The organism is Citrobacter gillenii, from assembly GCF_013337685.1.
Classification (GTDB): domain Bacteria; phylum Pseudomonadota; class Gammaproteobacteria; order Enterobacterales; family Enterobacteriaceae; genus Citrobacter; species Citrobacter gillenii.
The window spans coordinates 269,860-293,353 of sequence record NZ_SUQN01000007.1 but is presented as its reverse complement, the minus strand read 5'-3'; the positions used below and the strand labels follow the sequence as shown (position 1 = coordinate 293,353).

Genomic DNA, 23,494 nt, shown 5'->3' with positions numbered 1-23,494 from the left:
AATGACCGGAAAGCTCCTCGCAGGATGGCTTTTTACCACTCGGATTCTCTACCGCTTCGCGCTATACCTGCCGCGTAATACAACCTACAGCGGAGGTAGTGATGGCAATAAGGAAATACATGGTGCTGATTTTGCTGCTAGTGCACTTACCCGTATGGGCTGTGTGCCCGGTCTGGTCGCCAGCCAGGGCTCATGAAGAAATTTCACAGCTACAACAGCAGATAACCCAGTGGGATGCCAGCTACTGGCAGCAGGGGGTCAGTGCTGTAGACGATGGCGTTTATGACCAACTCAATGCGCAATTACGGCAGTGGCAGCGCTGTTTTGATGAGGAGCCTCAAGCCGAGGTGGTTGCCCCACCGATTAGCGGGACGATATCGCATCCCATTCCCCATACCGGTGTCCGTAAACTTGCAGATAAACCCGCGATACAGCAATGGTTACGTAACCGCAGCGATGTATGGGTACAACCGAAGGTCGATGGGGTTGCGGTGACGTTGGTTTATAAGGATGGCAGTCTTGTCAGGGCGATTAGTCGCGGAAATGGCCTTAAAGGGGAAGACTGGACCCAGAAGGTTCGTCGGATCCCATCCATACCGCAGACAACTAAAGGTCTGCTGGCGAACAGCACCTTACAGGGTGAAATATTTCTACAGCAGGAGGGGCATATCCAGCAAAAGAGAGGCGGAATGAACGCCCGCTCGAAGGTGGCAGGAATGCTGATGCGTCAGGATAATCCAGAGTCACTACACTCCCTGGCTGTTTTCATCTGGGCCTGGCCTGATGGCCCAGAGGCGATGCAGGAAAGACTCACGCTGCTCGCTGATGCGGGGTTCGGTTTTACACAACACTATACTCAGCCCGTGAATAATGCAGATGAGGTCGAGCGTGCCCGTACACATTGGTGGACTTCCACATTGCCTTTCGTGACGGATGGTGTGGTGGTGCGCATGGCAAAAGAACCGCCAGCGCGAAACTGGTTACCCGGACAGGGCGATTGGGTGGTGGCCTGGAAATATTCTCCGGTCGCTCGCGTGTCCGAGGTCATGGATATTCAGTTTTCTGTTGGTAAAAGTGGGAAAATTGCCGTGGTCGCAATACTGGTTCCTGTCATGCTGGATGATAAACGGGTGCAGCGTGTCAATGTCGGCTCTGTAAGGCGCTGGAATGAATGGGATATTGCCCCAGGCGATCACCTCCTGATAAGCCTGGCCGGACAGGGCATTCCTCGCATCGATGAAGTTGTCTGGCGCGGCACTCAACGTACTAAACCTACGCCCCCAGAGGGGCACTTCAATTCATTGACCTGTTTTTATGCTACGCCTGAGTGTCAGCAACAGTTTGTTGCCCGACTGGTCTGGCTGAGTGCAAAAGAGGTGCTGGATCTTGAGGGTATCGGCGAGGCGGGATGGCGGGAACTCCATCAGGCGTATCGCTTTGAACATATCTTTTCGTGGCTGGCATTAACCCCAGAGCAATTACAGTCCGCGCTTGGGGTAAGCAAGGGAGAGAAGTTGTGGCATCAATTCAATCTGTCACGGCAGCGTCCTTTTACTCGCTGGCTAATCGCCATGGGCATACCGTTAACACAGGTAACACTTAACGCCAGTCACGAGAGTTCCTGGCGGCAATTACAGGCGTGCGATGAGAGCCATTGGCGCCAGCTTCCCTCCACGGGGGAGCGTCGTGCCAGGCAGGTGATTCAATGGCGGGATAATCGGCAAGTCAACGCACTAAGTAACTGGTTAGCCGCTCAGCGCGTTACCGGATTTATGCCTTAATGACCTTCATGGTGATAATAGAACACCGGCAGCCCTAGCTTCAGGCGCAGCGCCAATAATCGCGCAGTAAAGCCGAATAGCAGGGTGGAGATAACGACCACATCGTGATTGGAAACATAATGTTGTAGCACGATGTACAGTACGGCAGCGGCAAATGACACCCCGGCATACAGTTCTTTCTGGAACACCAGCGGAATGCGTTTGCAGAACATATCGCGCAATACGCCACCAAAGACACCGGTGGTGACTGCTGCTACAACGGCAATGATTGGTCCATGTCCCATATCAAGTGCAACCTGTGCGCCGATAATCGAGAACACCACCAGGCCTAGTGCATCCAGTACGAGGAAAATCTTGCGCAGGTAGGGCATGACGGGAGCAATAATTGTGGTTAGCACCGCGGCGGTCGCCACAATAATGACGTACTCAGGATGTTTCACCCAGCCGAGAGGATAATGGCCGAGAAGAATATCACGGACGGACCCGCCGCCAATGGCTGTCGCGGTGGCAATAATAATAACGCCAAATGTATCCATGCGACGACGGCCTGCCGCCAGTGCACCCGTCATGGCTTCAGCAGTGATGCCAATTAAGTATAAAACGTGTAACAGCATGTATTCCCCCTGATTTCCTGGGGGCTAAGGTTAGCGATTTGTGCTCGTTGTCACGATTGAGATTTTCTAAGGCGAAGTGGTCTTAATAACTACAGCTAATGCGAATTTACTAAGCATGCCAGATGGTATGCACTTTAAGCTATAAAAACTGAGCATAGATGATGAGAAAATATAATTCGAAGTGGCGATAAAATAAGCGGATAGTTGAAAAGCAGGCGTAGCGCCGCCATTTTATCGGCGGGCTACGTGAGGAGATGACCTATTCGATGTTCTGAATCTGCTCGCGCATTTGCTCGATCAATACCTTCAGCTCAATGGCTGAGTTAGTCACTTCGGCATTGATGGATTTAGAGGCGAGGGTGTTCGATTCACGGTTGAATTCCTGCATCATAAAGTCCAGACGACGGCCGACCGCCTCTTTTTTCTTCAGGATGTTATAGGTTTCTTTAACGTGGGCTTCCAGACGATCTAATTCTTCCGCCACATCGATACGCTGCGCCATCAGCACCAGCTCTTGTTCAAGACGGTTATTTTCCAGTTGAACCTGTGCGTCTTCGAGTTTGGCAACCAGACGTTCACGCTGCCACTGCAGGATTTCCGGCATATGCGCGCGGACTTTCGCCACTTCGGTGCTGACGCCTTCCAGACGTTGTTCGATTAACGCTTTTAGCGCCTGGCCTTCGGTTTCACGTGCGACAATAAAGTCGTCCAGCGTGCCATCGAGCGCGGCAAGGATCTCTGCGGCAATAGCGTCCAGGTCTTGTTCCTGGGCCGCCATGACACCCGGCCAGCGCAGGATATCAACCGGATTAATTTCGCCTTCATCGCTCTGCATCTTGACCCAGTTTGCGGCGGTGACGAGCTGTTTAGCGAGTTTTTCATTCAGGAGCAACTCACCTTGCGCGCTGGCATCAGGCTCAAAACGCAGCGTACATTCGATTTTACCGCGTGTCAGACGCGTGCGGATGCGTTCGCGTACAACAGGCTCAAGACTACGGAACTGTTCCGGCAGGCGAAAATAGGTTTCCAGATAACGCTGGTTTACCGAGCGCATTTCCCAGGTAGCGCTACCCCATTCACCCTTGATTTCACGCCGGGCGTAGGCGGTCATGCTGCGGATCATAGACGTTCCTGTTTTTGAAGATGAGATGGGAGGATTATAGCCATCCATGTCTTGTCAGGATAGGAATAACCGTCGGAACTCCGTATAATGCGCAGCCACATTCGTTTCAAGCCGGAGATTTTATCATGCGTCCAGCAGGTCGTAGTGCCAACCAGGTGCGTCCCGTCACCCTGACCCGTAATTATACAAAACACGCTGAAGGCTCCGTGCTGGTCGAATTTGGTGATACCAAAGTACTGTGCACCGCTTCGATTGATGAAGGCGTGCCGCGCTTTCTGAAGGGCCAGGGGCAAGGCTGGATCACCGCAGAATATGGCATGTTACCGCGTGCGACTCATACCCGTAACGCACGTGAAGCGGCGAAAGGTAAGCAGGGCGGCCGTACCATGGAAATTCAGCGTCTGATCGCGCGTGCGCTGCGCGCCGCCGTTGACCTGAAAACGCTTGGCGAATTCACCATCACCCTGGACTGCGACGTGATTCAGGCGGACGGCGGTACCCGTACTGCATCCATTACCGGTGCTTGTGTTGCGCTGGCTGATGCGCTGAACAAACTGGTTGCCAGCGGTAAGCTGAAAACCAACCCAATGAAAGGGATGGTTGCTGCGGTGTCCGTGGGTATTGTGAATGGCGAAGCGCTCTGCGATTTAGAGTACGTTGAAGACTCTGCGGCAGAAACCGACATGAACGTGGTGATGACCGAAGACGGTCGCATTATTGAAGTGCAGGGCACGGCGGAAGGCGAACCGTTCAGCCATGAAGAACTTCTCACCCTACTGGCACTGGCCCGAGGGGGAATTGAATCCATCATAACGACGCAGAAGGCGGCGTTAGAAAATTAATTTTAAAGGCGACTGATGAGTCGCCTTTTTTTTGTCTGTTATAAAGTGAGATGAGGAGCGAATCCATGAAACCGTATCAGCGCCAGTTTATTGAGTTTGCGCTTAGCAAGCAGGTACTAAAGTTCGGCGAGTTTACGCTGAAATCCGGGCGTAAGAGCCCCTATTTCTTCAACGCTGGACTGTTTAATACCGGGCGTGACCTGGCACTGTTAGGCCGTTTTTATGCCGAAGCGCTGGTGGATTCCGGTATTGATTTCGATTTGCTGTTTGGCCCGGCGTACAAAGGTATTCCTATTGCCACAACGACCGCCGTTGCGCTGGCAGAACACCACGATAAAGATTTGCCGTACTGCTTTAACCGTAAAGAGGCGAAAACCCACGGCGAAGGCGGTAACCTGGTCGGCAGCGCATTGCAGGGCCGTGTGATGCTGGTGGATGATGTGATCACCGCCGGTACGGCGATTCGTGAGTCGATGGAGATAATCCAGGCGAATGGTGCGATGTTAGCTGGGGTTCTGATTTCTCTCGATCGTCAGGAACGGGGTCGTGGTGAGATTTCCGCTATCCAGGAGGTGGAGCGTGATTATGGGTGCAAGGTCATTTCAATCATTACCCTGAAAGACCTGATTGCGTATCTGGAAGAGAAGCCGGAGATGGCGGAACATCTGGCCGCAGTGCGGGCGTATCGCGAAACGTACGGCGTATAATCAGAACTGCCGGATGGCGCTACGCTTATCCGGCCTACGCACTTTCTGTAGACCCGGTAAGCGTAGTAGCGCCACCGGGCAATCAGCGATTACTGCAATTGTGCGACTATCAGCGGCCAGCGGATGTCAAAATCGTCCGTTGGACGGTATTTAAATTCGCTGCGCACAAAACGAGACAGCATACCTTCACAGAAAGCCAGTAACTGGCTGGCCAGCAGCGTTTCATCCATGGCGTAACCTTCACCTTCACGCATCCGTTTTTCTCGCAGAACCTGGCGCAGCTGGGCCTCGATGCGTTCAAACAACTGATTAATGCGGCCCTGCAGACGATCTTGCTCAAACATCAGTGCGTGACCGGTCAGAATACGCGTCAGGCCGGGGTTACGTTCACCGAACCCTAAAATCAGCAACACGATCAGACGCAGGCGTGCGCCGGTGTCTTTTTCATCTTTCAAAATCAGGTTGATACGGGTAATCAGACTATCTTCGATAAACTCAATCAGGCTATCGAACATGCGGGTCTTGCTGGGAAAATGGCGATACAATGCCGCTTCGGAAACGCCAACAGAGGCTGCCAGTTTTGCTGTCGTAATGCGTTGGCTTCCATCGCTGGATTCCAGCATCAGCGCCAGAGACTGAAGTATTTCTTCGCGACGATTCCTTTTCGCAGTTTGCTTTTCTACCATGTTACAAAATACCCCTGAAAATAAGCACTTGCCAGGCAGGCATCCACACAGCGACCGCAAACAACTGTTTGCGGTATGTTATTGCGTTATTACGCTGTGGGATACTTCTCTACGGGTTACTTGCGCCCGGAATGGCCGAAGCCGCCTTCGCCACGATCGGTGGCTTCAAATTCTTCCACCAGATTAAATTCAGCCTGCACGACCGGCACAAAGACCATCTGTGCAATACGCTCACCCGGCTCGATAGTGAAGCTGTCCTGGCCACGGTTCCAGACAGATACCATCAGTTGGCCCTGATAATCGGAGTCAATCAAGCCGACCAGGTTGCCAAGTACGATACCGTGCTTATGGCCCAACCCGGAGCGTGGAAGCATCACCGCCGCCAGCGAAGGGTCGGCGATATGAATGGCTAACCCGGTTGGCACCAGCGTCGTCGCGCCCGGAGCCAGTTCTACGGCGTCATCAAGACAGGCGCGCAGGTCAAGTCCGGCAGAGCCAGAGGTGGCGTACGTCGGGAGCGGAAATTGTTGCCCTACGCGTGGGTCCAGAATCTTAACGTCGATTTTTTTCATCATAACGGGTCACGATCTCGTCGAGTAATAATTGGCCCAGGAGTTCTTTACGCTCAAGCGGTAAGACTTTATCTCCATCCTGCCAGAAAAGGTGTAATGCGTTGCTGTCGCTGTTAAATCCTTGAGTAGATAGTGAAACATCGTTTGCACAAATCACATCAAGGTTTTTGCGGATACGTTTTTGCCGGGCATATTCTTCCACATTATTTGTTTCGGCGGCAAACCCAACGACAAAAGGACGATTAGCATTGAGTGCGGCAACCCCGGCGATAATATCCGGGTTTTTGACCATTTTTACTGTGAATTCATCACCCTGCGTCGCCTGCTTTTTGATTTTTTCATGGGCTACGGTTTCTGCGCGATAATCAGCGACGGCGGCACAGCCGATAAAAATATGCTGTTGCTGTACGACTGATTGCACGGCAGCTTCCATTTCGAGCGCCGTAACGACATCAATACGCTGTACCAAAGGCGGCGTGGCTAATGACACGGGACCTGACACCAGCGTGACATTAGCGCCGCGCTTTGCTGCCGCAGCGGCGATGGCGAAACCCATCTTTCCGGAACTGTGGTTAGAAATGTAGCGCACCGGATCAAGCGGCTCGCGTGTTGGGCCAGCCGTAATCATGATGTTGAGATGTTGCAGGGAATTGACAGGTGAAAAATGTTCCGCCGCCATATCCACAATGGTTAACGGATCCAGCATACGGCCAGGGCCAACATCGCCACAGGCCTGGCTGCCGCTGTCGGGTCCCCAAATGAGCAGGCCACGTGACGCGAGAACGCCGAGATTGTGCTGTGTTGCGGCGGCGCGGTACATCTGCTGGTTCATGGCCGGTAAGACGGCAACAGGCGCAGGCGTTGCCAGGCAGATCGTTGACACCAGATCGTTGGCCATGCCAGCGGCAACGCGCGCAATCAAATCAGCCGTGGCGGGGGCCAGGATAACTAAATCGGCCCATTTCCCGAGTTCAATATGACCCATCGCAGCTTCTGCTGCGGGGTCAAGCAAGCTGTCGGAAACGGGGTAGCCCGAAACCGCCTGTAAGCTCAGGGGCGTAATAAACGCTTTTGCCGCCTCGGTCATTGCCACGCGGACGTCTGCGCCACGTTCCCGTAAACGGCGTACCAGCTCGGGGGTTTTGTATGCAGCAATACCGCCACTGACACCAATTACGATTTTTTTACCGGCCAGGCTCATCATGATCTTTCCTGTTGGATTTCACCAGAAGGCGGATATTTTATCACAATCCTCAATGCGACGTGCTTTTGCCGGGAAGCACTTTGCGAGGCGTCACGAAGAAGTGAAAACAGGACGTCGCTTCATGGCGGGTGTTATGTAACCATTCCGCGGGCTAAGGGAGGAGAAGCATGGAAGAGATGGAATGTTCGATGCCCCGGGAAAAAATGATGGCTCTGGGGGTAGATTCGCTGACGGATGTTGAGCTATTGGCACTTTTTTTACGTACCGGTTCGCGAGGGAAAGATGTCCTGACGCTGGCAAAAGAGATACTGCAAAATTTTGGTTCTCTGTATGGTCTGTTATCGGCCGATTACATGGATTTCAGCCAGGTTCAGGGTATTGGCGTGGCGAAGTATGCCCAGCTAAAAGGTATTGCCGAATTGGCAAAGCGTTACTACAACGTGCGCGTGATGGAAGAGCGTTCGCTACTGAGTCCCGAAATGGCGCGTGAGTTCCTGCAAAGCCAGTTCTCGCAAGAGGAACGAGAGATCTTTCTGGTGATCTTTCTTGATGCTCAGCATCGTGTGATTAAACACAGCACACTTTTTTCTGGCACGCTCAGCCATGTCGAGGTACATCCGCGAGAAATTGTCCGTGAGGCGATAAAAATGAATGCGTCGGCGCTGATCCTTGCGCATAATCACCCTTCGGGGTGTGCAGAGCCGAGTAAAGCAGATAAACTTATCACCGAGCGTGTTGTGAAATGCTGTCAGTTCATGGATGTCCGGGTGCTTGATCATCTAGTAATTGGGCGCGGAGAGTACGTTTCTTTTGCGGAACGCGGTTGGATTTAACGCACTTTACGCGATCCATCGGGATCTTTGTCTGTTCGGGACTTGAGCACATCGCTGACTCAGCGTATACTACGCCACCTTTGAGAATCTCGGGTTTGGCATTTGGGCCTGGCAATCGAGAGTTCGCAAATATACGAAATCATTCATTCGGTATCCAACGTTGATGCAGTATGAAAGATTGAGTGTATTGAACTGCGATAACCGGGCTGAGAAGCCTGACGAGGCGCCAATACCCCATACGAAGCTCGAGCTAATTTGATTTTTGGAGAATAGACATGTCCCGAGTCTGCCAAGTTACTGGCAAGCGTCCGGTGACCGGTAACAACCGTTCCCACGCACTGAACGCGACTAAACGCCGTTTCCTGCCTAACCTGCACTCTCACCGTTTTTGGGTTGAGAGCGAGAAGCGTTTTGTCACCCTGCGTGTATCTGCTAAAGGTATGCGTGTTATTGATAAGAAAGGCATCGAAACAGTTCTGTCTGAACTGCGTGCCCGTGGCGAAAAGTACTAAGTACTAAGAGGAAATAAATCATGGCTAAAGGTATTCGTGAGAAAATCAAGCTGGTTTCTTCTGCTGGTACTGGTCACTTCTACACCACCACGAAGAACAAGCGTACTAAGCCGGAAAAACTGGAACTGAAAAAATTCGATCCAGTTGTCCGTCAGCACGTTTTATACAAAGAAGCGAAAATCAAATAATTTTCGCTTTGATGTAAAGAAAAACCCTGCCTCGGCGGGGTTTTTTGTTTTCTGGCCGTCCCCATATTAATGAGACCTGATACACCGCCGGAGATGCTATGCCTGAATTACCTGAAGTCGAAACCAGTCGCCGTGGTATTGAGCCGCATCTCGTTGGGGCAACGATTCTGCACGCCATTGTGCGTAATGGGCGTCTGCGTTGGCCGGTATCAGAAGAAATCTATCGTCTTAGTGATAAGCCTGTGCTTAGCGTACAACGTCGTGCGAAGTATCTGCTTTTAGAGCTAGCGGATGGCTGGATTATCATTCATCTGGGCATGTCAGGCAGTTTACGTATTCTTCCTGAAGAACGCCCGGCAGAAAAACACGACCATGTGGATTTGGTGATGAGCAATGGCAAAGTCCTACGCTATACCGATCCCCGGCGGTTTGGGGCGTGGTTATGGACCAAAGAACTGGCGGGACACAATGTTCTCGCGCATCTTGGCCCGGAGCCGCTGAGCGATGATTTCAACGCCAGTTACCTCCAGCAGAAATGCGCGAAGAAGAAAACGGCGATTAAACCCTGGCTGATGGACAACAAGTTAGTGGTGGGGGTTGGCAACATCTATGCCAGCGAGTCGCTGTTTGCGGCTGGTATCCATCCTGACCGCCTGGCATCGTCGCTGTCGGTATCTGAGTGTGAGCTGTTGGTGCGCGTTATCAAGGCGGTTTTGCTTCGCTCTATCGATCAAGGGGGAACGACGCTGAAGGATTTTCTGCAAAGTGACGGCAAGCCGGGCTATTTTGCCCAGGAGTTGCAAGTCTATGGGCGAGAAGGTGAGCCTTGCCGTGCATGCGGCGCGCCGATCGTTGCGACAAAACATGCACAGCGAACGACATTCTACTGCCGTCGCTGCCAGAAATAGCGTAGATAACGCCTTTACTTCAGCTTGGCCATTAACGCCTGGTGCACGTTCGCCGGTAAAAAGTGGGTCACGTCCCCCTGATGGCGGGCGACTTCTTTAACCAGCGATGATGAGATAAATGACCATTCTTTGGAAGGCATCAAAAAGACGCTTTCCAGTTGCGGCATCAGGTGGCGATTCATGTGTGCCAACTGCATTTCATACTCAAAATCTGCCACGGCACGCAGCCCACGAATCAGAACATTTGCCTGTTTATCGCGGGCGAAGTTTGCCATTAAGTCGCTAAACCCCAGTACTTCGACATTGTCGAGATGCGCCGTTGCCTGCTGTGCCAGCTCAACACGCTCTTCCAGAGTAAACATCGGTTTTTTACTGGGACTTGCGGCAATCGCCAGAATCACGTGATCGAACATGCTTGTTGCACGCGTCACGATATCGATATGGCCGTTAGTAATGGGATCGAAGGTTCCTGGATAAATTGCCCGTTTTTGCATGACAACCCTCAGTGCGTTTTGGGTGGCAGGTAAGGTTCCAGCAGCTGCAGCAGACGCTGTAGCGCGCCCTGGTTTTGATACAGAACTTCAACTGCATGACGACCATAGAAATTACGATAATCTGCATCGGTCAGCAACGACGAGATCTCTTTCACCAACGTGGTGGTATCGGTGACGGTGATCAATCCACTTGCCTGCTCAAGTCGGGCGCAAATATCTTTAAAATTAAAGGTATGTGGTCCCATCAGTACGGGAATCGCATGCGCTGCAGCTTCTAATGGATTATGACCCCCACGTTCAACCAGTGAGCCGCCGACGAACGCCAGATCGGCAATGCCGTACAGCAACATCAGTTCGCCCATCGTATCGCCAATAACCACCTGAGTACCTGAGGACGGGACTTCTCCCGAGGACCGTGTGGTATAGCTTAGCCCAGCCTGGCGTACGAGGTTAATGGCATCCGGAAAACGTTCCGGATGTCGTGGAACCAGAATCAGTAACAGATTCGGGAACTGATTTAATAATGCCTGATGCGCGGCGACGATAATGCTTTCTTCACCATCGTGTGTGCTGGTAGCAATCCATACCGGGCGATGTGGTGCCCACTGGCGACGTAACGTGATCGCTTTAGCGGCCAACTGCGGGGTGACGGAAATATCAAATTTCAGACTGCCGGTGACGGTCACCTGATTGCTCTTTGCACCAAGCGTAATAAAGCGTGCACCATCTTCTTCATTTTGTGCGGCAATCAACGTAATACGACGTAGTAATCTGCCAACAAATTTACCCAGTTTCGCGTAGCCTGCGGCCGAGCGGGCGGAAAGTCGGGCATTAGCAATGACCAGAGGAATATGACGTTTGTGGAGTGCCGCGATCAGATTTGGCCACAACTCGGTTTCCATGATTAACACCAGTTTGGGGTCAACTTTGTTCAGGAAACGGTTGAGTGCATCGGGTAAATCGTAAGGTAAATAGACGTGTTGAACGTCAGTACCAAATGCAGACTGTACGCGCTCTGAGCCGGTTGGTGTCATGGTGGTAACCGTGATCGGCAGGTCCGGGTAACGATGTCGCAGGGCGCGGACTAATGGGATCGCCGCCAGTGTTTCGCCCACGGACACAGAATGCAGCATGATGCCGCCTGGCTTTAGCGGACGACGATAAAACCCGTAGCGTTCACCCCAGCGTTTACGGTAGGCCGGAGCCTTACGACCGCGCACCCAAAGCCGTATCCAGATCAAGGGCTGAATAAGGTAGAAAAGGGCGGTGTAAAGCAATTCGAGCATAATAGTGGCTAACCTAGGGATGTGCTGGGGATTCTATGTATTTAACTGTGGCTTTACCATCATTTTTATCCAGGTTGTACCAAAACGCTTGTGTTGACAAGGCATTGTTATGCCTGGCGGTCGTTTCAAAAAACACCTGCTTCCAATATTAGGGCTTAACTTCTCGTGCGATACGACTTTTCCGATGAGATTGAATTTATATTATGTATCTGTTTTTTATATTAAATTTAATTTTTTGTTCAAAAAACATTCAGTTCGGATTGAGTGATAATCAATGATATACTATGCGCAATTTCTGGTAGTTTGCGGCCGAAGCATGTGGAGTAATCTTTGGGTAGCGCAAGTAAGGATTACAGTCCCCTTATGTATCTGGCTTGGTATGCCTGGCGACACGATGCGGATATTAATGCATGATCATTGCTTTTTGTTTGTACAAGTATTTTCCTTATGGTGGATTGCAGCGTGATTTTCTGCGGGTTGCGCAGACGGTTGCTGCACGGGGGCATCATGTTCAGGTCTTTACCCAACAATGGCAGGGGGAGCGCCCTGAAGGCTTGGAAATTATACTCGTTCCAGTTACATCCAGAACAAATCATGGGAAAAATGAGCAATATCATCAATGGGTTCAACAGTATTTTAGCCAACATCCTGTTGATCGTGTTGTTGGTTTTAATAAAATGCCTGGGCTGGATGTGTATTATGCAGCCGATGTCTGTTATGCCGAAAAAGTTGCCCGTGAAAAAGGTTTTTTTTACAAGCTGACGCGGCGTTATCGCCATTATGCCTCATTTGAAAAGGCAGTATTTCAGCAAGGTTCTCATACCACATTACTGATGTTAACCAACAAACAAATTGGCGATTTTAAACGTCATTATCATACCGAGAATCCACGTTTTCGTATTTTACCACCGGGTATTTACCCTGACCGAAAGTACAGCCAGCAGCCTGAAAACAGTAGACAGATTGTCAGGGAAAAAAATGATATTGGTCTCGATCAGTTCTTCCTTCTGCAGGTAGGTTCAGATTTCAAGCGTAAAGGTGTGCTGCGTACATTGCAGGCTCTGGCGTCTTTGCCTGAACCTCTACGCCAGCGTACGCGGTTGATGGTCGTCGGTCAGGATAAAGCAGATCGTTACCGTGCTCAGGCTCGCCAATTGGGTATTGAAAAACAAGTACAGTTTTTCTCGGGGCGGGATGATATCTCCGAATTGATGTCTGCTGCGGATTTGTTACTGCATCCTGCTGTTCAGGAAGCTGCTGGGATTGTCTTATTAGAGGCAGTCGTTGCAGGGTTGCCGGTGTTAACCACGGAAGTATGCGGGTATGCTGACTATATCAATGCTGCCCAATGTGGCGTGGTTATTCCTGAACCGTTTGTGCAGAACAACTTGAATTCAGCACTTTTCGATGCGTTGCAAAACAATGAGCAAAGAAGTCGCTGGGCCGGAAATGCACGGCATTTTGCTGATACAGAAGATCTCTATAGTCTGGCTGACAGGGCTGCAGACATCATTTTAGGCATTGAGAATGATTGAATTAAAAGAACCCTTTGCCACGCAGTGGCAGGGAAAAGATCCGTTTACAGAAGTCGCTAAACTGGATGGTGAGGTTTTTCGTGCGTTGGAAACGCGACGTACTCTACGTTTTGAGATGATGGGGAAAGGATATTTTCTTAAATATCATCATGGAACCACGCTCAAAGAAGTGGTGAAAAACCTGATTTCGTTACGTATGCCTGTGCTGGGGGCCGATCGAGAGTGGTTAGCTATTCATCGTTTGCAAGCGTTGAATGTTGATACCATGACCGGGGTGGCGTTTGGACAGAAAGGACTGAATCCATTAGAGCGTACGTCATTTATTATCACTGAAGATCTCTCTCCTGCTATCAGCCTCGAAGATTTTTGCGCTAGTTGGAGTGTTGAACGCCCTAATTTTGTATTAAAACGGACCATTATCACCCGCGTGGCAGAAATGGTGGGTAAAATGCATCGTGGTGGGGTGAACCATCGAGACTGTTATATCTGTCACTTTTTGCTTCAACAACCTATGCCCTCAAAAATTGAGGATATTAAACTCTCGGTGATCGATCTGCATCGTGCGCAAATACGCCAACATGTACCTCGCCGTTGGCGCAATAAAGATTTGATTGGGCTCTATTTCTCATCACTTGAAATCGGGCTGACATCAAGAGATATCTATCGATTTTTACGTGTTTACTTTGCCATGCCGCTACGTGAAATTTTCCGTCAGGAAGTTAAGTTGTTTGAACAAGCCGTTACGAAAGCGCAAAAAATCAGACAGAGAACAATAAGAAAAGCGCTCTAAAGTACATATTAATTTTGAGGCCATTGCACTATGAACATCGATTTTCAGCAAGTAATTATTCAAAAGCATTTGATTGACAGTTCTACGCACGAAAAGAACAAAAAACTAAATATTGCGTATGGTGTTGATCGTAATTTTTTATTTGGTTCTGGCATCTCGATGACCTCAGTGCTGGTAAATAACCCTGATATTGATATCCACTTCTATATAGCAACAGACTATGTCGATGATGACTATCTGGAAAGTGTAAAACGACTGACGCAGATGTACAGTACGACGGTGACGGTTTTGGTTTTCGATAATACTGCATTTCGAAAATTACCGAGCACTAAAGCCTGGACCTATGCAATGTATTATCGCTACTTTGCATTTGAGTATTTAAGCACTGAACTTAGTTCAGTGCTGTACCTTGATGCCGATGTGGTTTGCAAAGGTTCTTTACGAGAACTTACTGAAATTAATTTTTGTGGGGAATATGCCGCTGTAATCAATGATATTGATGAAGTGCGTATTAAATCCGGTACCAGACTTGGCATTCCTGAGTTGAGTAATGGGTATTTTAATTCTGGCGTGGTGTTTGCCAACCTGGCCGTCTGGCGAGAGCAACAACTACTAACTAAAGCCTTTTCTATTTTAGAAGAGCGCCAAAGGGAGCTTCTTTATTTTGATCAAGATGTTCTTAATATATTATTTGTCGGTAATGTGATTTTCCTGAGAAGAGACTTTAACTGTATTTATGGTGTTGATCAGGAACTGAAAAATAAGAATGATGAAATTTACAAAAACTATATCACTGATGATACAGTGTTAATTCATTATGTTGGAGTAACAAAGCCATGGCATATATGGGCTAAATATCCAGTAGCTAAGTTTTTTATTGAAGCATATCAGAAATCCGCATGGGCGGAAAAATCTTTATTGAATGCAAATACGGCGAAGCTATATAAACGTAAATCGCGGCATGAAAAAGTGCAGCGGAAATATATCCGTTCTGTGCTAAGCCACGTTATGTATATAAAAAATAAACTACATAATGCACGGTCGCACTAGTTTGCTGTGCAGATAATTTTCAGATAGCATAAAAAGGTGTAGTACATGAATTTTGATTGTCATCAGTCTATCAAGGATACCATTGAGATCTGTGGTGCTCCAACAGATCATACCCCGCAGCTCAATATTGCATGGGGGGTTGATCAGAATTTTATGTTCGGAGCGGCAGTTTCGATGTCGTCCGTTTTACTACATAATCAAGATATCAGCATTCATTTTCACCTTTTTACTGATTATATTGACTTAGATTATCGGCAACGGCTTGAAAAACTAGCAAAACAATTTTCTAGTAATATAACGGTCTATGTAATGAATGCTGAAGGACTAAAGGTCTTGCCATGCGGAAATGCCTGGTCTCATGCGACTTATTTTAGATTCATTGCATTCGAATATCTTAGCGAAAAAATCGATAGTCTACTCTATATTGATGCCGATGTGGTATGTAAGGGTTCGTTGATTGATTTAACGAATATCAAATTTGGGCATCATGTAGCTGCAGTTATCCAGGATGTTGATGATAGTCGCTCATATGCAGCTACTCGTCTTAATGTTCCAGAGTTTAATGAGCAATATTTTAATGCTGGGGTTGTTTTTGCCAATTTAAAGGAATGGAAGGAGCAACAATTTTTCTCTAAAGCATTTTCTACTCTTTTAGATAAAACTAAGAAATTTGCGTTTCTTGATCAGGATGTTTTAAATATCATGTTTTTGGGGAAAACTATTTTCTTACCACGAATTTATGATGCAATATATGGTATTAAACAAGAACTTAAGAGCAAAGATCTTTCAAAGTATAAAGAGTATATTACACCTGAAACCATTCTGATCCATTATATAGGTGTGACTAAACCATGGAATTCATGGGCTAACTATCCTTCAGCACAGTATTTTATTGAAGCGTGGAAGTCTTCACCATGGACTGATGTTCCTTTGTTACCAGCCAGAACGCCAAAACAGTATAAAAAGAAATCACGGCATGAAAGGCTACAAGGAAAATATTTCGCTTCAGTAATTAGCTATATCGGCTATTTACGTGCAAAGTTACAAAGTAAGTAAAAAAACTCCCGAAAGGGAGTTTTTATTTAGCGCAGTTTTGTCTTGAGATATTTCATATACCATTTGATAGAAGCGCAGTAATTTCCCCTTTTGGCTTCCTGACGCGAGTAAACCCGATAATCAGTAGGCCTCATTCGCGGGGCATAAGAGCGCATTTCTGTGTTCTGCCATGGTGTGAAATGATGGTAGAAAAGATACAGCTGCTGTGAAAGCCCTGTGTGTTCTTTATACCATGGCTTTCTTCCACCGGTGAAATGGATAATGCGTGGCAGGTTATCTTTTTGATAGAAGAAGCTATCTTTCTGTTGATCGTTAAACCAGTTAAACAAAAAATTCCATCGATTATCAATAAATTTGACGTTGCCATCCATTGCAATATTTAGAGCATCTTGATCAAAGTAAGGTAGATTTTTTCCCTGTTCAAATAGTACAGTATTTGCTTTGTTTTCGATGTCGAATTTAATCCAATTCGCGATATTAATATACAAAAAACCGGCATTGAAGTAATGACCTGTACTGAGACCTAGGCGTTTGGCATTTTTTGTATCATGGATATCGAGCGAGTCGTGGCTGGCTGCGCAAATGACGTTACTGATATCAATACTGTTAATATCATTGAGTTTATCAAAACACAGAGTGTCGGCATCTAAATAGATAAAGTGCTCAACTTTATCTTTCAGTAAGCGCGGAACGGCAAGGCGCATATAAGTTGAACGGTTCAGGTGTTTGATTGCAAAGTCATTGTTATATTTTTCAATCTCTTCTTTATCAATATTGATAACCTGAATTTTATCACTGGTGGAGCGTAGCTTATCAATCTCTTCATCAGTGACGTCATAGACAAAAACGAAAAATGACAGGTCTTGTCCTGGGTTGTTCATTATGACGGACATAATGGACACTGCTACATATTCCAGATAGTTGGCATCTGTACAGTAAGCAATATTAATAACGTTATTTTTGTTGTCCATTTATGCTTTCTCATTGCCTTTATTATTGCCACTATCATGAAGTACCATATCGATAGCGTCAATCACAGCTTGTTCTGGTACCCATGTTAAATATTTTTTTGACCTGTCGAGTTCATCTCTGGAAGGCATTGGATGGTAATCGCCAGCCCAAATCAACACTGCTTTATCTGACCATGGTCTCCATTGCTGATAATTGGTAGCACCAAACAGGCAGACCTGTGGTGTTCCTAACGCTGCCGCCATATGCATAGGCGCAGAATCGACCCCGATGTAAAGAACTGCATGGTCGATCAACGCAGCCAATTGCAGGAAGGTTGTTTTGCCTGCCAGTGTCAGGTCAGGAGAAACCTGGCACAGTTCTGCGATGCGTTGAACCTGCTGTTGCTCCCCTAATGCTGGCCCACAGGTAAGATAAACATGCAGGCCTTGTTGATGCAGATGGTCTATGACATGTGCGAATTTATCATCATCCCAACATTTAAACTCTTGCCTTGCCGTAGGCTGAATAACAACATATTTTTGCGAAGATAGTGCAGGCAGCTGGGATACTAAATGTTGATAGTCATCCGGACGATAACACAACGACATCTCTTTCTTGAGCTCTGCTTCACCAAAGCCAATCCCTTTCAATATGGATAAATTTTGCTCAACGACATGTGTTCCAACGGAGGGCGTTATGTGTGTAAAAAGCCGATTCCATTGATTTTTGTCACGTTCAAACGCAACAGAGGGACGGTGCAGGGAGGCTATAAGGGCTGCAATAGGCCACTGCTCTGTTAAGTTGACGATAAGATCATAGTGATTTTTCTTTAGCTGTTGACGCACTGATAGGTAATTTTTCGTAGTCGCCAGCAAACCTTTCTTTTTCTCGATGAGGTAAAAATCATTGATATCTTTATTCGCGGCTACGATTGCTTTGGTATCTTTATAAAGAAGCAGATCGATTTTAGCCTGCGGATAGCGGGCTCGAATGCTGGCAATGACGGGGGTGATCAACAGTACATCCCCGTAAAATTTGAGCTTGCAGATAAGAACTCTGTCCACTTTATCAAACATGTTAAAGTCCCTTTCGAAAAAATAAATTCTTGCAGGTATTTATAATTTTAAAACGTATTTCAGAAATGGAACGATCAATGTGTGGATATTTCATTTTATAAATGATCTTTTTCTTAACAATTCGCGTGTCGCAGCATGCCAGCGCGTTGTGAATATCATTTAGCATGCTTTCGTTATAGCGATAATAGCCTTTTTTCTTACGCAGTAGTTTGCGTCCTTCGAGAAAACAATTGATGATCATGAGCGTAGCAACAGTGCGTTTGGCACTATTTTCGTTGATATAGTTATACATTTTTCGCATGGCGAAGAAGATACTATCCGCATCGCTATCAATAATATTCTCGGTAATACTTTTATCATTTACCCGGTAGTAGTAAAGATTATTTTCGATCTTTAAAATATTATGGCATTTAAAATATTGAAAAGGACAGAAAATCATATCTTCATAGCGACGATGTTCTTCAAATCGATCTTCACCGATCACATCACGATGAAAAATCTTCGTCATTAAGTGCCACTGACCGGCACGAAAAATTGGGAATAGTGGCGCATAGTTGTCATTTTCTAAAGTCACTTCGTGCTGGACGATAGTCTTTTCCGTATCAGAAGTATTCTTATGCAGATTTTTTATATTACGGGTTAGGTTAAATTCAATAATATCATATTTTTCGTCTCTTAATTTAGGGAGGAGAATAGAAAAATAATCACGGCAGACAATATCATCGCTGTCCACAAAACCAATATATTTTCCCGTCGCATGGGCCAGTCCAACGTTACGGGCGATTGCAACACCTTGATTATTTTTGCTTATATATCTAATGTTCTTGCAATTTTTTTCACGATAAAATGTACTAACGCGTTCTTCGGTCAGATCGGTTGAGCCATCATTAACAATGATTACCTCCACATCGTCAGTGATACTCTGGTGTATCGATGCCAGTGTTTCTGCGATGAATTCCGCATTGTTGTATGTCGGTATAATAATGCTCAGTAAATAACCTGAAGCGTTAATCATGGCATCGCTCTCTCGTTGGATTCGAGGTCAGCATTGCTGCTATACACAATGCCAGTACGCTGCTCAAAGCTTCACCTTTGGCATATAATAATAAATCACTTAAGCCATAGATAGCGATAGCACCTGAGATGACAAACAACAGAGAACTACGTTGCCAGTAAGCTCTTAAAAACATGACTGCATAGAGCAAGAGTAGCACAACAACCCCTGGGATGCCTTTAAGCGAAAAGGTATCAATTATCTCGTTATGCAGATGAACGTCAAGGAATGCAACGGCGCCTTGTAGCGAGGTATCTTGCAAAGCAAGTTGTTGTATTTCTGCACCTCGTTGCTCAAGTGACTGTCCCCAGTAATGCTCTTTCCCGGCTTCAATACCTGCTCGTTGCATTGCAAGTCGCGCGCCAATAGAAGAATTACTATTGTTCTGGCTGTAGGAATGCAAATCGACCATCGTGTTCTGGTAACGATTTTCAATAATTGATTTAAGCGGAATTGACGCTACCCCTACCAGTATCACGAAGCCCAATAATGTTTTGAACAACATGATACGGTTGTGACGATGGTGCATGAGAAACAGGCCGATACTCAGGATCGGGTATACCAAAATAGCCGCCCGAGTTTGCGTGGTAATAATAACCGCCAGCGATATTAAGAAATGTAACAGATACAGTGAAACGGTATGTTTTATACGCAGGTTGATAATGGCCTGAGATGCCAATAAGCCAATCAATGTCAGCGCATAAGCGGTACCAGTCTGGTGCTCAAAACCGAGAGCAACACGATAAACCAAAGGATTAGGGGCACCGGCTAGCTGGTAGCCTGCAAAAAGATACAGGCCAATTGCCGTAACAATAACCCAGATGCTGGTGACACGGGTTTTGGTTTCGCAGGGTGCTCGCGAGGTTAATGCGGTGAGAACCAGTGCGGCAAAGATCATGACTTTACCCCCGTTCTGATACGAACGGTAGGCGCCGGTAAAGGCAGATCCGGGTTGCTTAAAGATGTCCACCCAGATAATTTGCACTAAGCCAAAAAGCAACAGCATAAAAGGCAAGATCAGATTTTTTTTGTTGCCGAGCACATACTTTATATTTTTGCCAATCAACGGCAGAGACAGGGCCGCACAGGCAATAAATACCTTCAGTGCCTCATCGGGATTGACCAGCACCATCGCAAGGGTGACAAGGATCCCCGTGTAAAATAGCTGATATAGAAAATTAAATGGGTTGTTTTTTGTATTATCGATAAAGCGAGAAAACATGTTTTGGCAAAGCATGGTTCATCTCTTAAAGTTAAAGCAAATTAATATCAAGCAATGATGCGTTGATGCTGCTGGCATCGAGATCCTGTAAATTACCGGATTGACTCTGCTGTGCGTATTGATTCTTCCCATACCCACCAATCAGCCCTGGGTCTGTTGGGCCATACAGGGTAATGTTCGGGCGATCCAGCGCTGCGGTTAAATGGCTGAGCCCTGTATCCACCGACACGACAAACTTTGCCCCCGCCAACACACTTGCGATCTCTTCCAGACTCATCCGCGGCAGGACATCGACGTAGTTAAAACCATCAGCCAGCCTTTTGGCGCGCGCTTCTTCATGAGGGGCACCCCAGGGCAGCTTAATGCGTATTCCGGCGTTATGTAACTGGCCAATCAGCTCCCGCCAGTTGGCTTCCGGCCAATGTTTATCATCACGGGTTGTCGCGTGTAAAAATACCGCATATTGGCCTGCATCAGCATTAAGATCGTTCAAGAAATGCTGCGCGATAGCATAATCGCCCTGCGACTGTGGTTTGGTATACCCCAGACTTTTCGCAAACAGTTCCCGTGTACGTTCAACGGCATGCTGCTGCCTGGCAATATGATGCTTACAGTTATAAAACAGGCTTGCCAGTGGCTCGCGAGCCGTGCTCCAGTCCATGCCATGCTTGATGCCGCGCCCCAGACGCGTAACCAGAGCGGCACTTTTAACCAAACCTTGGGCATCGATTATCGCGTCATACTGCTGTAAACGCACCGCATCGCGAAACGCTTTACGCTCGGCTTTAATCGGTGCTGAAAACCAGGCTTTACGCCAGCGGCGAATCGCCACGGGGATCACCCGGTCAACGGCTGAATGCCAGGATGGGATTTGCGCGAACCCTTCTTCAACCACCCAGTCAAACTGAATACCTGGAATTGCCCGCTGCGCATCGGTTAGCGCAGGCAATGTATGCAGTACATCGCCCATCGACGATGTTTTAACAATCAGAACCCGCATCCGTCAGGCTTCCTCTTGTAACAACAGGTCGTTCAGTTCTTCCAGAACGCGCTGAGGAGTGATGTCAATCAGGCTCTGATGATACCCTTGCGCCGCATCGCCCTTACGCACTTTGTGATAACCCGTTATCAGGCGGATCACCCGTGCTTTATGGGAAAGAGGCGGAGTAAAGTCTGGGCTGCTGGGGCCGTACAGGGCGACCAGCGGACGGTTCAGCGCGGCGGCTACGTGCATTAATCCTGAGTCATTGGTGACTACCGCTTTACAGGCGGCGAGAAGAATAACGGCCTGCTCGAGCTGCGTTTCACCCGCCAGATTACGGCACCATGCCTGCTGTTCGGTGTTGAGTGTCGCCAGAATTTCATTACCGGCTTCATGATCTTTGGCTGAGCCAAACAGTACGATCTGATGACCTTCGTCGATCAGCTGCTTTGCCAGTTCCGCATAGTGATAATGCGGCCAGCGTTTGGCCGGGCCAAATTCTGCCCCAGGACAAAAACCGATGATCGGGCGTTCAGCAGAGAGAGAGAACTGGCTACAGGTCAGTGATTTTTCACCTTCGCTGACTTGCAGCTGCGGCCATAACAGCGGCTGCGGTAAATCTTTCGCTGAAAGCATTACGCCTTTATCGTAGGCCAGCGCTACATAGCGCTCGACCATCAGCGGCCAGGCTTCTTTATCCAGCACGCGTGCATCATTGAGCAGCCCGTAGCGCATCTCACCGCGCCATCCGGTACGATGGGGAATGCCCGCAAAGAACGGCACCAGTGCTGACTTAAATGAGTTCGGCAGCACGAAGGCACGATCGTAGCGTTTTTCACGCAGACTGTGGCCGAGTTTACGCCGTTCACCGATCTCCAGCGCACCGTGTCCTAGCGGCATGGCAATCGCGTCGTTGACTTCAGGCATGCGCGACAGCAGCGGACGACACCATGCTGGTGCCATCACGTCGATTATCGCCTGGGGATAGCGCGCCTTGAGCGTGCGATAGAGACTTTGCGACATCATCATGTCGCCAACCCAGGACGGGCCTATCACCAAAATTTTCATACTTACGCGTCGCGGTTCAGCCAGGCCATATATTCCGTTACGCCTTCGGCCACGGTCTTAAACGGCTTGTCGTAGCCTGCTGCGCGCAGGTTAGTCAGGTCCGCCTGAGTAAACGCCTGGTAGCGGCCTTTCAGTTTTTCCGGGAACGGAATGTACTCAATGCTGCCTTTTTTATGGTAAGCCAGCGTAGCATCCGCCACGGCCTGGAATGATTCCGCGCGACCGGTACCGAGGTTAAAGATACCGGATACACCGTTTTCCAGGAACCACAGGTTAACTGCGGCAACATCGCCGACATAGACGAAATCACGTTTGAAGTTTTCGCTGCCTTCAAACAGTTTTGGCGTTTCGCCATTGTTGAGTTGGGTATTGAGATGGAAAGCCACGCTTGCCATGCTGCCTTTGTGGCCTTCACGCGGTCCGTAGACGTTGAAATAGCGGAAGCCGACAATCTGCGAATCCGCTTCTGGCAGGATCTGACGAACATACTCGTCGAACAGGAACTTTGAGTAGCCGTAAACGTTCAGCGGTTTCTCATATTCACGGGATTCGATGAAGTCAGAAGTACGTCCGCCGTAAGTGGCTGCAGAAGAGGCGTACAGGAACGGAATTTCGCGTTCCAGGCAGTAGTGCAGCAGCTCTTTGGAGTATTGATAGTTATTGTCCATCATATACTTGCCATCCCACTCGGTGGTGGAAGAGCATGCGCCTTCGTGGAAAATTGCTTCGATATCGCCGAATTCTTCACCGGCCATAATCTGGATCAGGAAGTCTTCCTTATCCATGTAGTCAGCAATATTCAGATCCACCAGGTTAACAAACTTGGTGCCGTCTTTCAGGTTGTCCACCACCAGGATATCAGTGATGCCTTTATCATTCAGTGACTTAACGATGTTGCTGCCGATAAAGCCCGCGCCGCCGGTAACGATGATCATAAATGTAACCTTCGAATTATGGAGT

General features: G+C 48.1%; 25 protein-coding genes. 11 read left to right on the top strand and 14 right to left on the bottom strand.

Going from position 1 to position 23,494, the window contains the following annotated elements:
* The first annotated feature begins 101 nt into the window (after positions 1-101).
* Positions 102-1,781, top strand: coding sequence for an NAD-dependent DNA ligase LigB (ligB, locus tag FCH32_RS18140; RefSeq protein ID WP_174361300.1), 1,680 nt, complete (start codon positions 102-104; stop codon positions 1,779-1,781).
* Here ligB and FCH32_RS18135 read toward each other — a convergent pair.
* Entirely contained in the window at positions 1,778-2,395 is a 618-nt protein-coding gene (locus FCH32_RS18135) for a trimeric intracellular cation channel family protein (protein ID WP_096759068.1), read from the bottom strand. The two genes, ligB and FCH32_RS18135, sit on opposite strands and share 4 nt — an antisense overlap.
* A 259-nt stretch (positions 2,396-2,654) precedes the next feature.
* Complete coding sequence (locus FCH32_RS18130) at positions 2,655-3,518, bottom strand: YicC/YloC family endoribonuclease (protein WP_096759071.1); 864 nt, start codon at positions 3,516-3,518, stop codon at positions 2,655-2,657.
* Positions 3,519-3,643: 125 nt separating this feature from the next.
* Here FCH32_RS18130 and rph point away from each other — a divergent pair, with 125 nt between their 5' ends.
* Both rph and pyrE read left to right on the top strand, forming a co-directional pair.
* Positions 3,644-4,360, top strand: coding sequence for a ribonuclease PH (gene rph / locus FCH32_RS18125; RefSeq protein ID WP_115257161.1), 717 nt, complete (start codon positions 3,644-3,646; stop codon positions 4,358-4,360).
* A gap of 65 nt (positions 4,361-4,425) precedes the next feature.
* Positions 4,426-5,067, top strand: coding sequence for an orotate phosphoribosyltransferase (pyrE, locus tag FCH32_RS18120; RefSeq protein ID WP_115257162.1), 642 nt, complete (start codon positions 4,426-4,428; stop codon positions 5,065-5,067).
* Between the two features lie 89 nt (positions 5,068-5,156).
* On the opposite strand, the gene slmA is transcribed toward pyrE, so the two are convergent.
* The 3 genes from slmA to coaBC form a co-directional block, all read right to left on the bottom strand.
* Positions 5,157-5,753 carry a nucleoid occlusion factor SlmA gene (slmA, locus tag FCH32_RS18115; protein ID WP_096759074.1) on the bottom strand — a complete coding sequence of 199 codons (597 nt, stop codon included), beginning with the start codon at positions 5,751-5,753 and terminating at the stop codon, positions 5,157-5,159.
* A 116-nt stretch (positions 5,754-5,869) separates the two neighbouring features.
* Positions 5,870-6,328, bottom strand: a complete 459-nt coding sequence (gene dut / locus FCH32_RS18110) for a dUTP diphosphatase (RefSeq protein ID WP_003827259.1) — start codon at positions 6,326-6,328, stop codon at positions 5,870-5,872.
* Entirely contained in the window at positions 6,306-7,526 is a 1,221-nt protein-coding gene (gene coaBC, locus FCH32_RS18105) for a bifunctional phosphopantothenoylcysteine decarboxylase/phosphopantothenate--cysteine ligase CoaBC (protein ID WP_115259885.1), read from the bottom strand. The genes dut and coaBC overlap by 23 nt, the downstream gene beginning before the upstream one ends.
* A gap of 170 nt (positions 7,527-7,696) precedes the next feature.
* On the opposite strand from coaBC, the gene radC reads away from it, so the two are divergent.
* From radC to mutM, 4 genes are all read left to right on the top strand, one after another.
* On the top strand, positions 7,697-8,362 hold the full coding sequence (gene radC, locus FCH32_RS18100) for a RadC family protein (protein WP_096759076.1): 666 nt from the start codon (positions 7,697-7,699) through the stop codon (positions 8,360-8,362).
* A 275-nt stretch (positions 8,363-8,637) separates the two neighbouring features.
* Entirely contained in the window at positions 8,638-8,874 is a 237-nt protein-coding gene (rpmB, locus tag FCH32_RS18095; RefSeq protein ID WP_003024071.1) for a 50S ribosomal protein L28, read from the top strand.
* Positions 8,875-8,894: 20 nt separating this feature from the next.
* Positions 8,895-9,062: a 50S ribosomal protein L33 gene (gene rpmG, locus FCH32_RS18090; protein WP_003024094.1), complete on the top strand. Its 168-nt coding sequence runs from the start codon at positions 8,895-8,897 to the stop codon at positions 9,060-9,062.
* A gap of 98 nt (positions 9,063-9,160) precedes the next feature.
* Positions 9,161-9,970, top strand: a complete 810-nt coding sequence (gene mutM / locus FCH32_RS18085) for a bifunctional DNA-formamidopyrimidine glycosylase/DNA-(apurinic or apyrimidinic site) lyase (protein WP_153880468.1) — start codon at positions 9,161-9,163, stop codon at positions 9,968-9,970.
* A 14-nt stretch (positions 9,971-9,984) separates the two neighbouring features.
* Here mutM and coaD read toward each other — a convergent pair whose 3' ends face one another.
* On the bottom strand, positions 9,985-10,464 hold the full coding sequence (gene coaD, locus FCH32_RS18080) for a pantetheine-phosphate adenylyltransferase (protein WP_096759078.1): 480 nt from the start codon (positions 10,462-10,464) through the stop codon (positions 9,985-9,987).
* Between the two features lie 8 nt (positions 10,465-10,472).
* The gene (gene waaA / locus FCH32_RS18075) at positions 10,473-11,750 is read right to left on the bottom strand and encodes a lipid IV(A) 3-deoxy-D-manno-octulosonic acid transferase (protein WP_115257166.1); all 1,278 of its coding nucleotides are present in this window, start codon (positions 11,748-11,750) and stop codon (positions 10,473-10,475) included.
* Between the two features lie 410 nt (positions 11,751-12,160).
* On the opposite strand from waaA, the gene FCH32_RS18070 reads away from it, so the two are divergent.
* Genes FCH32_RS18070 through FCH32_RS18055 form a run of 4 tightly spaced genes read left to right on the top strand, consistent with a single transcriptional unit; the run spans position 12,161 to position 16,181 of the window.
* The gene (locus FCH32_RS18070; RefSeq protein WP_174361299.1) at positions 12,161-13,285 is read left to right on the top strand and encodes a glycosyltransferase family 4 protein; all 1,125 of its coding nucleotides are present in this window, start codon (positions 12,161-12,163) and stop codon (positions 13,283-13,285) included.
* Positions 13,278-14,075 carry a lipopolysaccharide core heptose(I) kinase RfaP gene (gene rfaP / locus FCH32_RS18065; protein WP_115257168.1) on the top strand — a complete coding sequence of 266 codons (798 nt, stop codon included), beginning with the start codon at positions 13,278-13,280 and terminating at the stop codon, positions 14,073-14,075. Before FCH32_RS18070 ends, rfaP begins: the two co-directional genes overlap by 8 nt.
* Before the next feature lie 30 nt (positions 14,076-14,105).
* Positions 14,106-15,125: a glycosyltransferase family 8 protein gene (locus tag FCH32_RS18060; protein WP_174361298.1), complete on the top strand. Its 1,020-nt coding sequence runs from the start codon at positions 14,106-14,108 to the stop codon at positions 15,123-15,125.
* 45 nt (positions 15,126-15,170) lie between these two features.
* Entirely contained in the window at positions 15,171-16,181 is a 1,011-nt protein-coding gene (locus FCH32_RS18055) for a glycosyltransferase family 8 protein (protein WP_174361297.1), read from the top strand.
* Positions 16,182-16,207: 26 nt separating this feature from the next.
* Here the strand turns inward: FCH32_RS18055 and FCH32_RS18050 are convergent, their stop codons facing one another.
* The 7 genes from FCH32_RS18050 to rfaD are packed head-to-tail and all read right to left on the bottom strand — an operon-like array spanning position 16,208 to position 23,469.
* Complete coding sequence (locus FCH32_RS18050) at positions 16,208-17,152, bottom strand: glycosyltransferase family 8 protein (RefSeq protein ID WP_135911219.1); 945 nt, start codon at positions 17,150-17,152, stop codon at positions 16,208-16,210.
* The gene (gene rfaQ, locus FCH32_RS18045) at positions 17,153-18,208 is read right to left on the bottom strand and encodes a lipopolysaccharide core heptosyltransferase RfaQ (protein ID WP_174361296.1); all 1,056 of its coding nucleotides are present in this window, start codon (positions 18,206-18,208) and stop codon (positions 17,153-17,155) included.
* A 1-nt stretch (position 18,209) separates the two neighbouring features.
* Entirely contained in the window at positions 18,210-19,223 is a 1,014-nt protein-coding gene (locus tag FCH32_RS18040) for a glycosyltransferase family 2 protein (protein WP_174361295.1), read from the bottom strand.
* Entirely contained in the window at positions 19,216-20,499 is a 1,284-nt protein-coding gene (locus tag FCH32_RS18035) for an O-antigen ligase family protein (RefSeq protein WP_174361294.1), read from the bottom strand. Before FCH32_RS18035 ends, FCH32_RS18040 begins: the two co-directional genes overlap by 8 nt.
* A gap of 16 nt (positions 20,500-20,515) precedes the next feature.
* Positions 20,516-21,484 (bottom strand): lipopolysaccharide heptosyltransferase RfaC, encoded by a 969-nt coding sequence (gene rfaC / locus FCH32_RS18030; RefSeq protein ID WP_135911221.1) that lies wholly within the window; start codon positions 21,482-21,484, stop codon positions 20,516-20,518.
* Positions 21,485-21,487: 3 nt separating this feature from the next.
* Positions 21,488-22,534, bottom strand: coding sequence for an ADP-heptose--LPS heptosyltransferase RfaF (gene rfaF / locus FCH32_RS18025; protein ID WP_135911222.1), 1,047 nt, complete (start codon positions 22,532-22,534; stop codon positions 21,488-21,490).
* A 2-nt stretch (positions 22,535-22,536) separates the two neighbouring features.
* Positions 22,537-23,469 (bottom strand): ADP-glyceromanno-heptose 6-epimerase, encoded by a 933-nt coding sequence (gene rfaD, locus FCH32_RS18020; RefSeq protein ID WP_096759088.1) that lies wholly within the window; start codon positions 23,467-23,469, stop codon positions 22,537-22,539.
* Positions 23,470-23,494 lie beyond the last annotated feature (25 nt).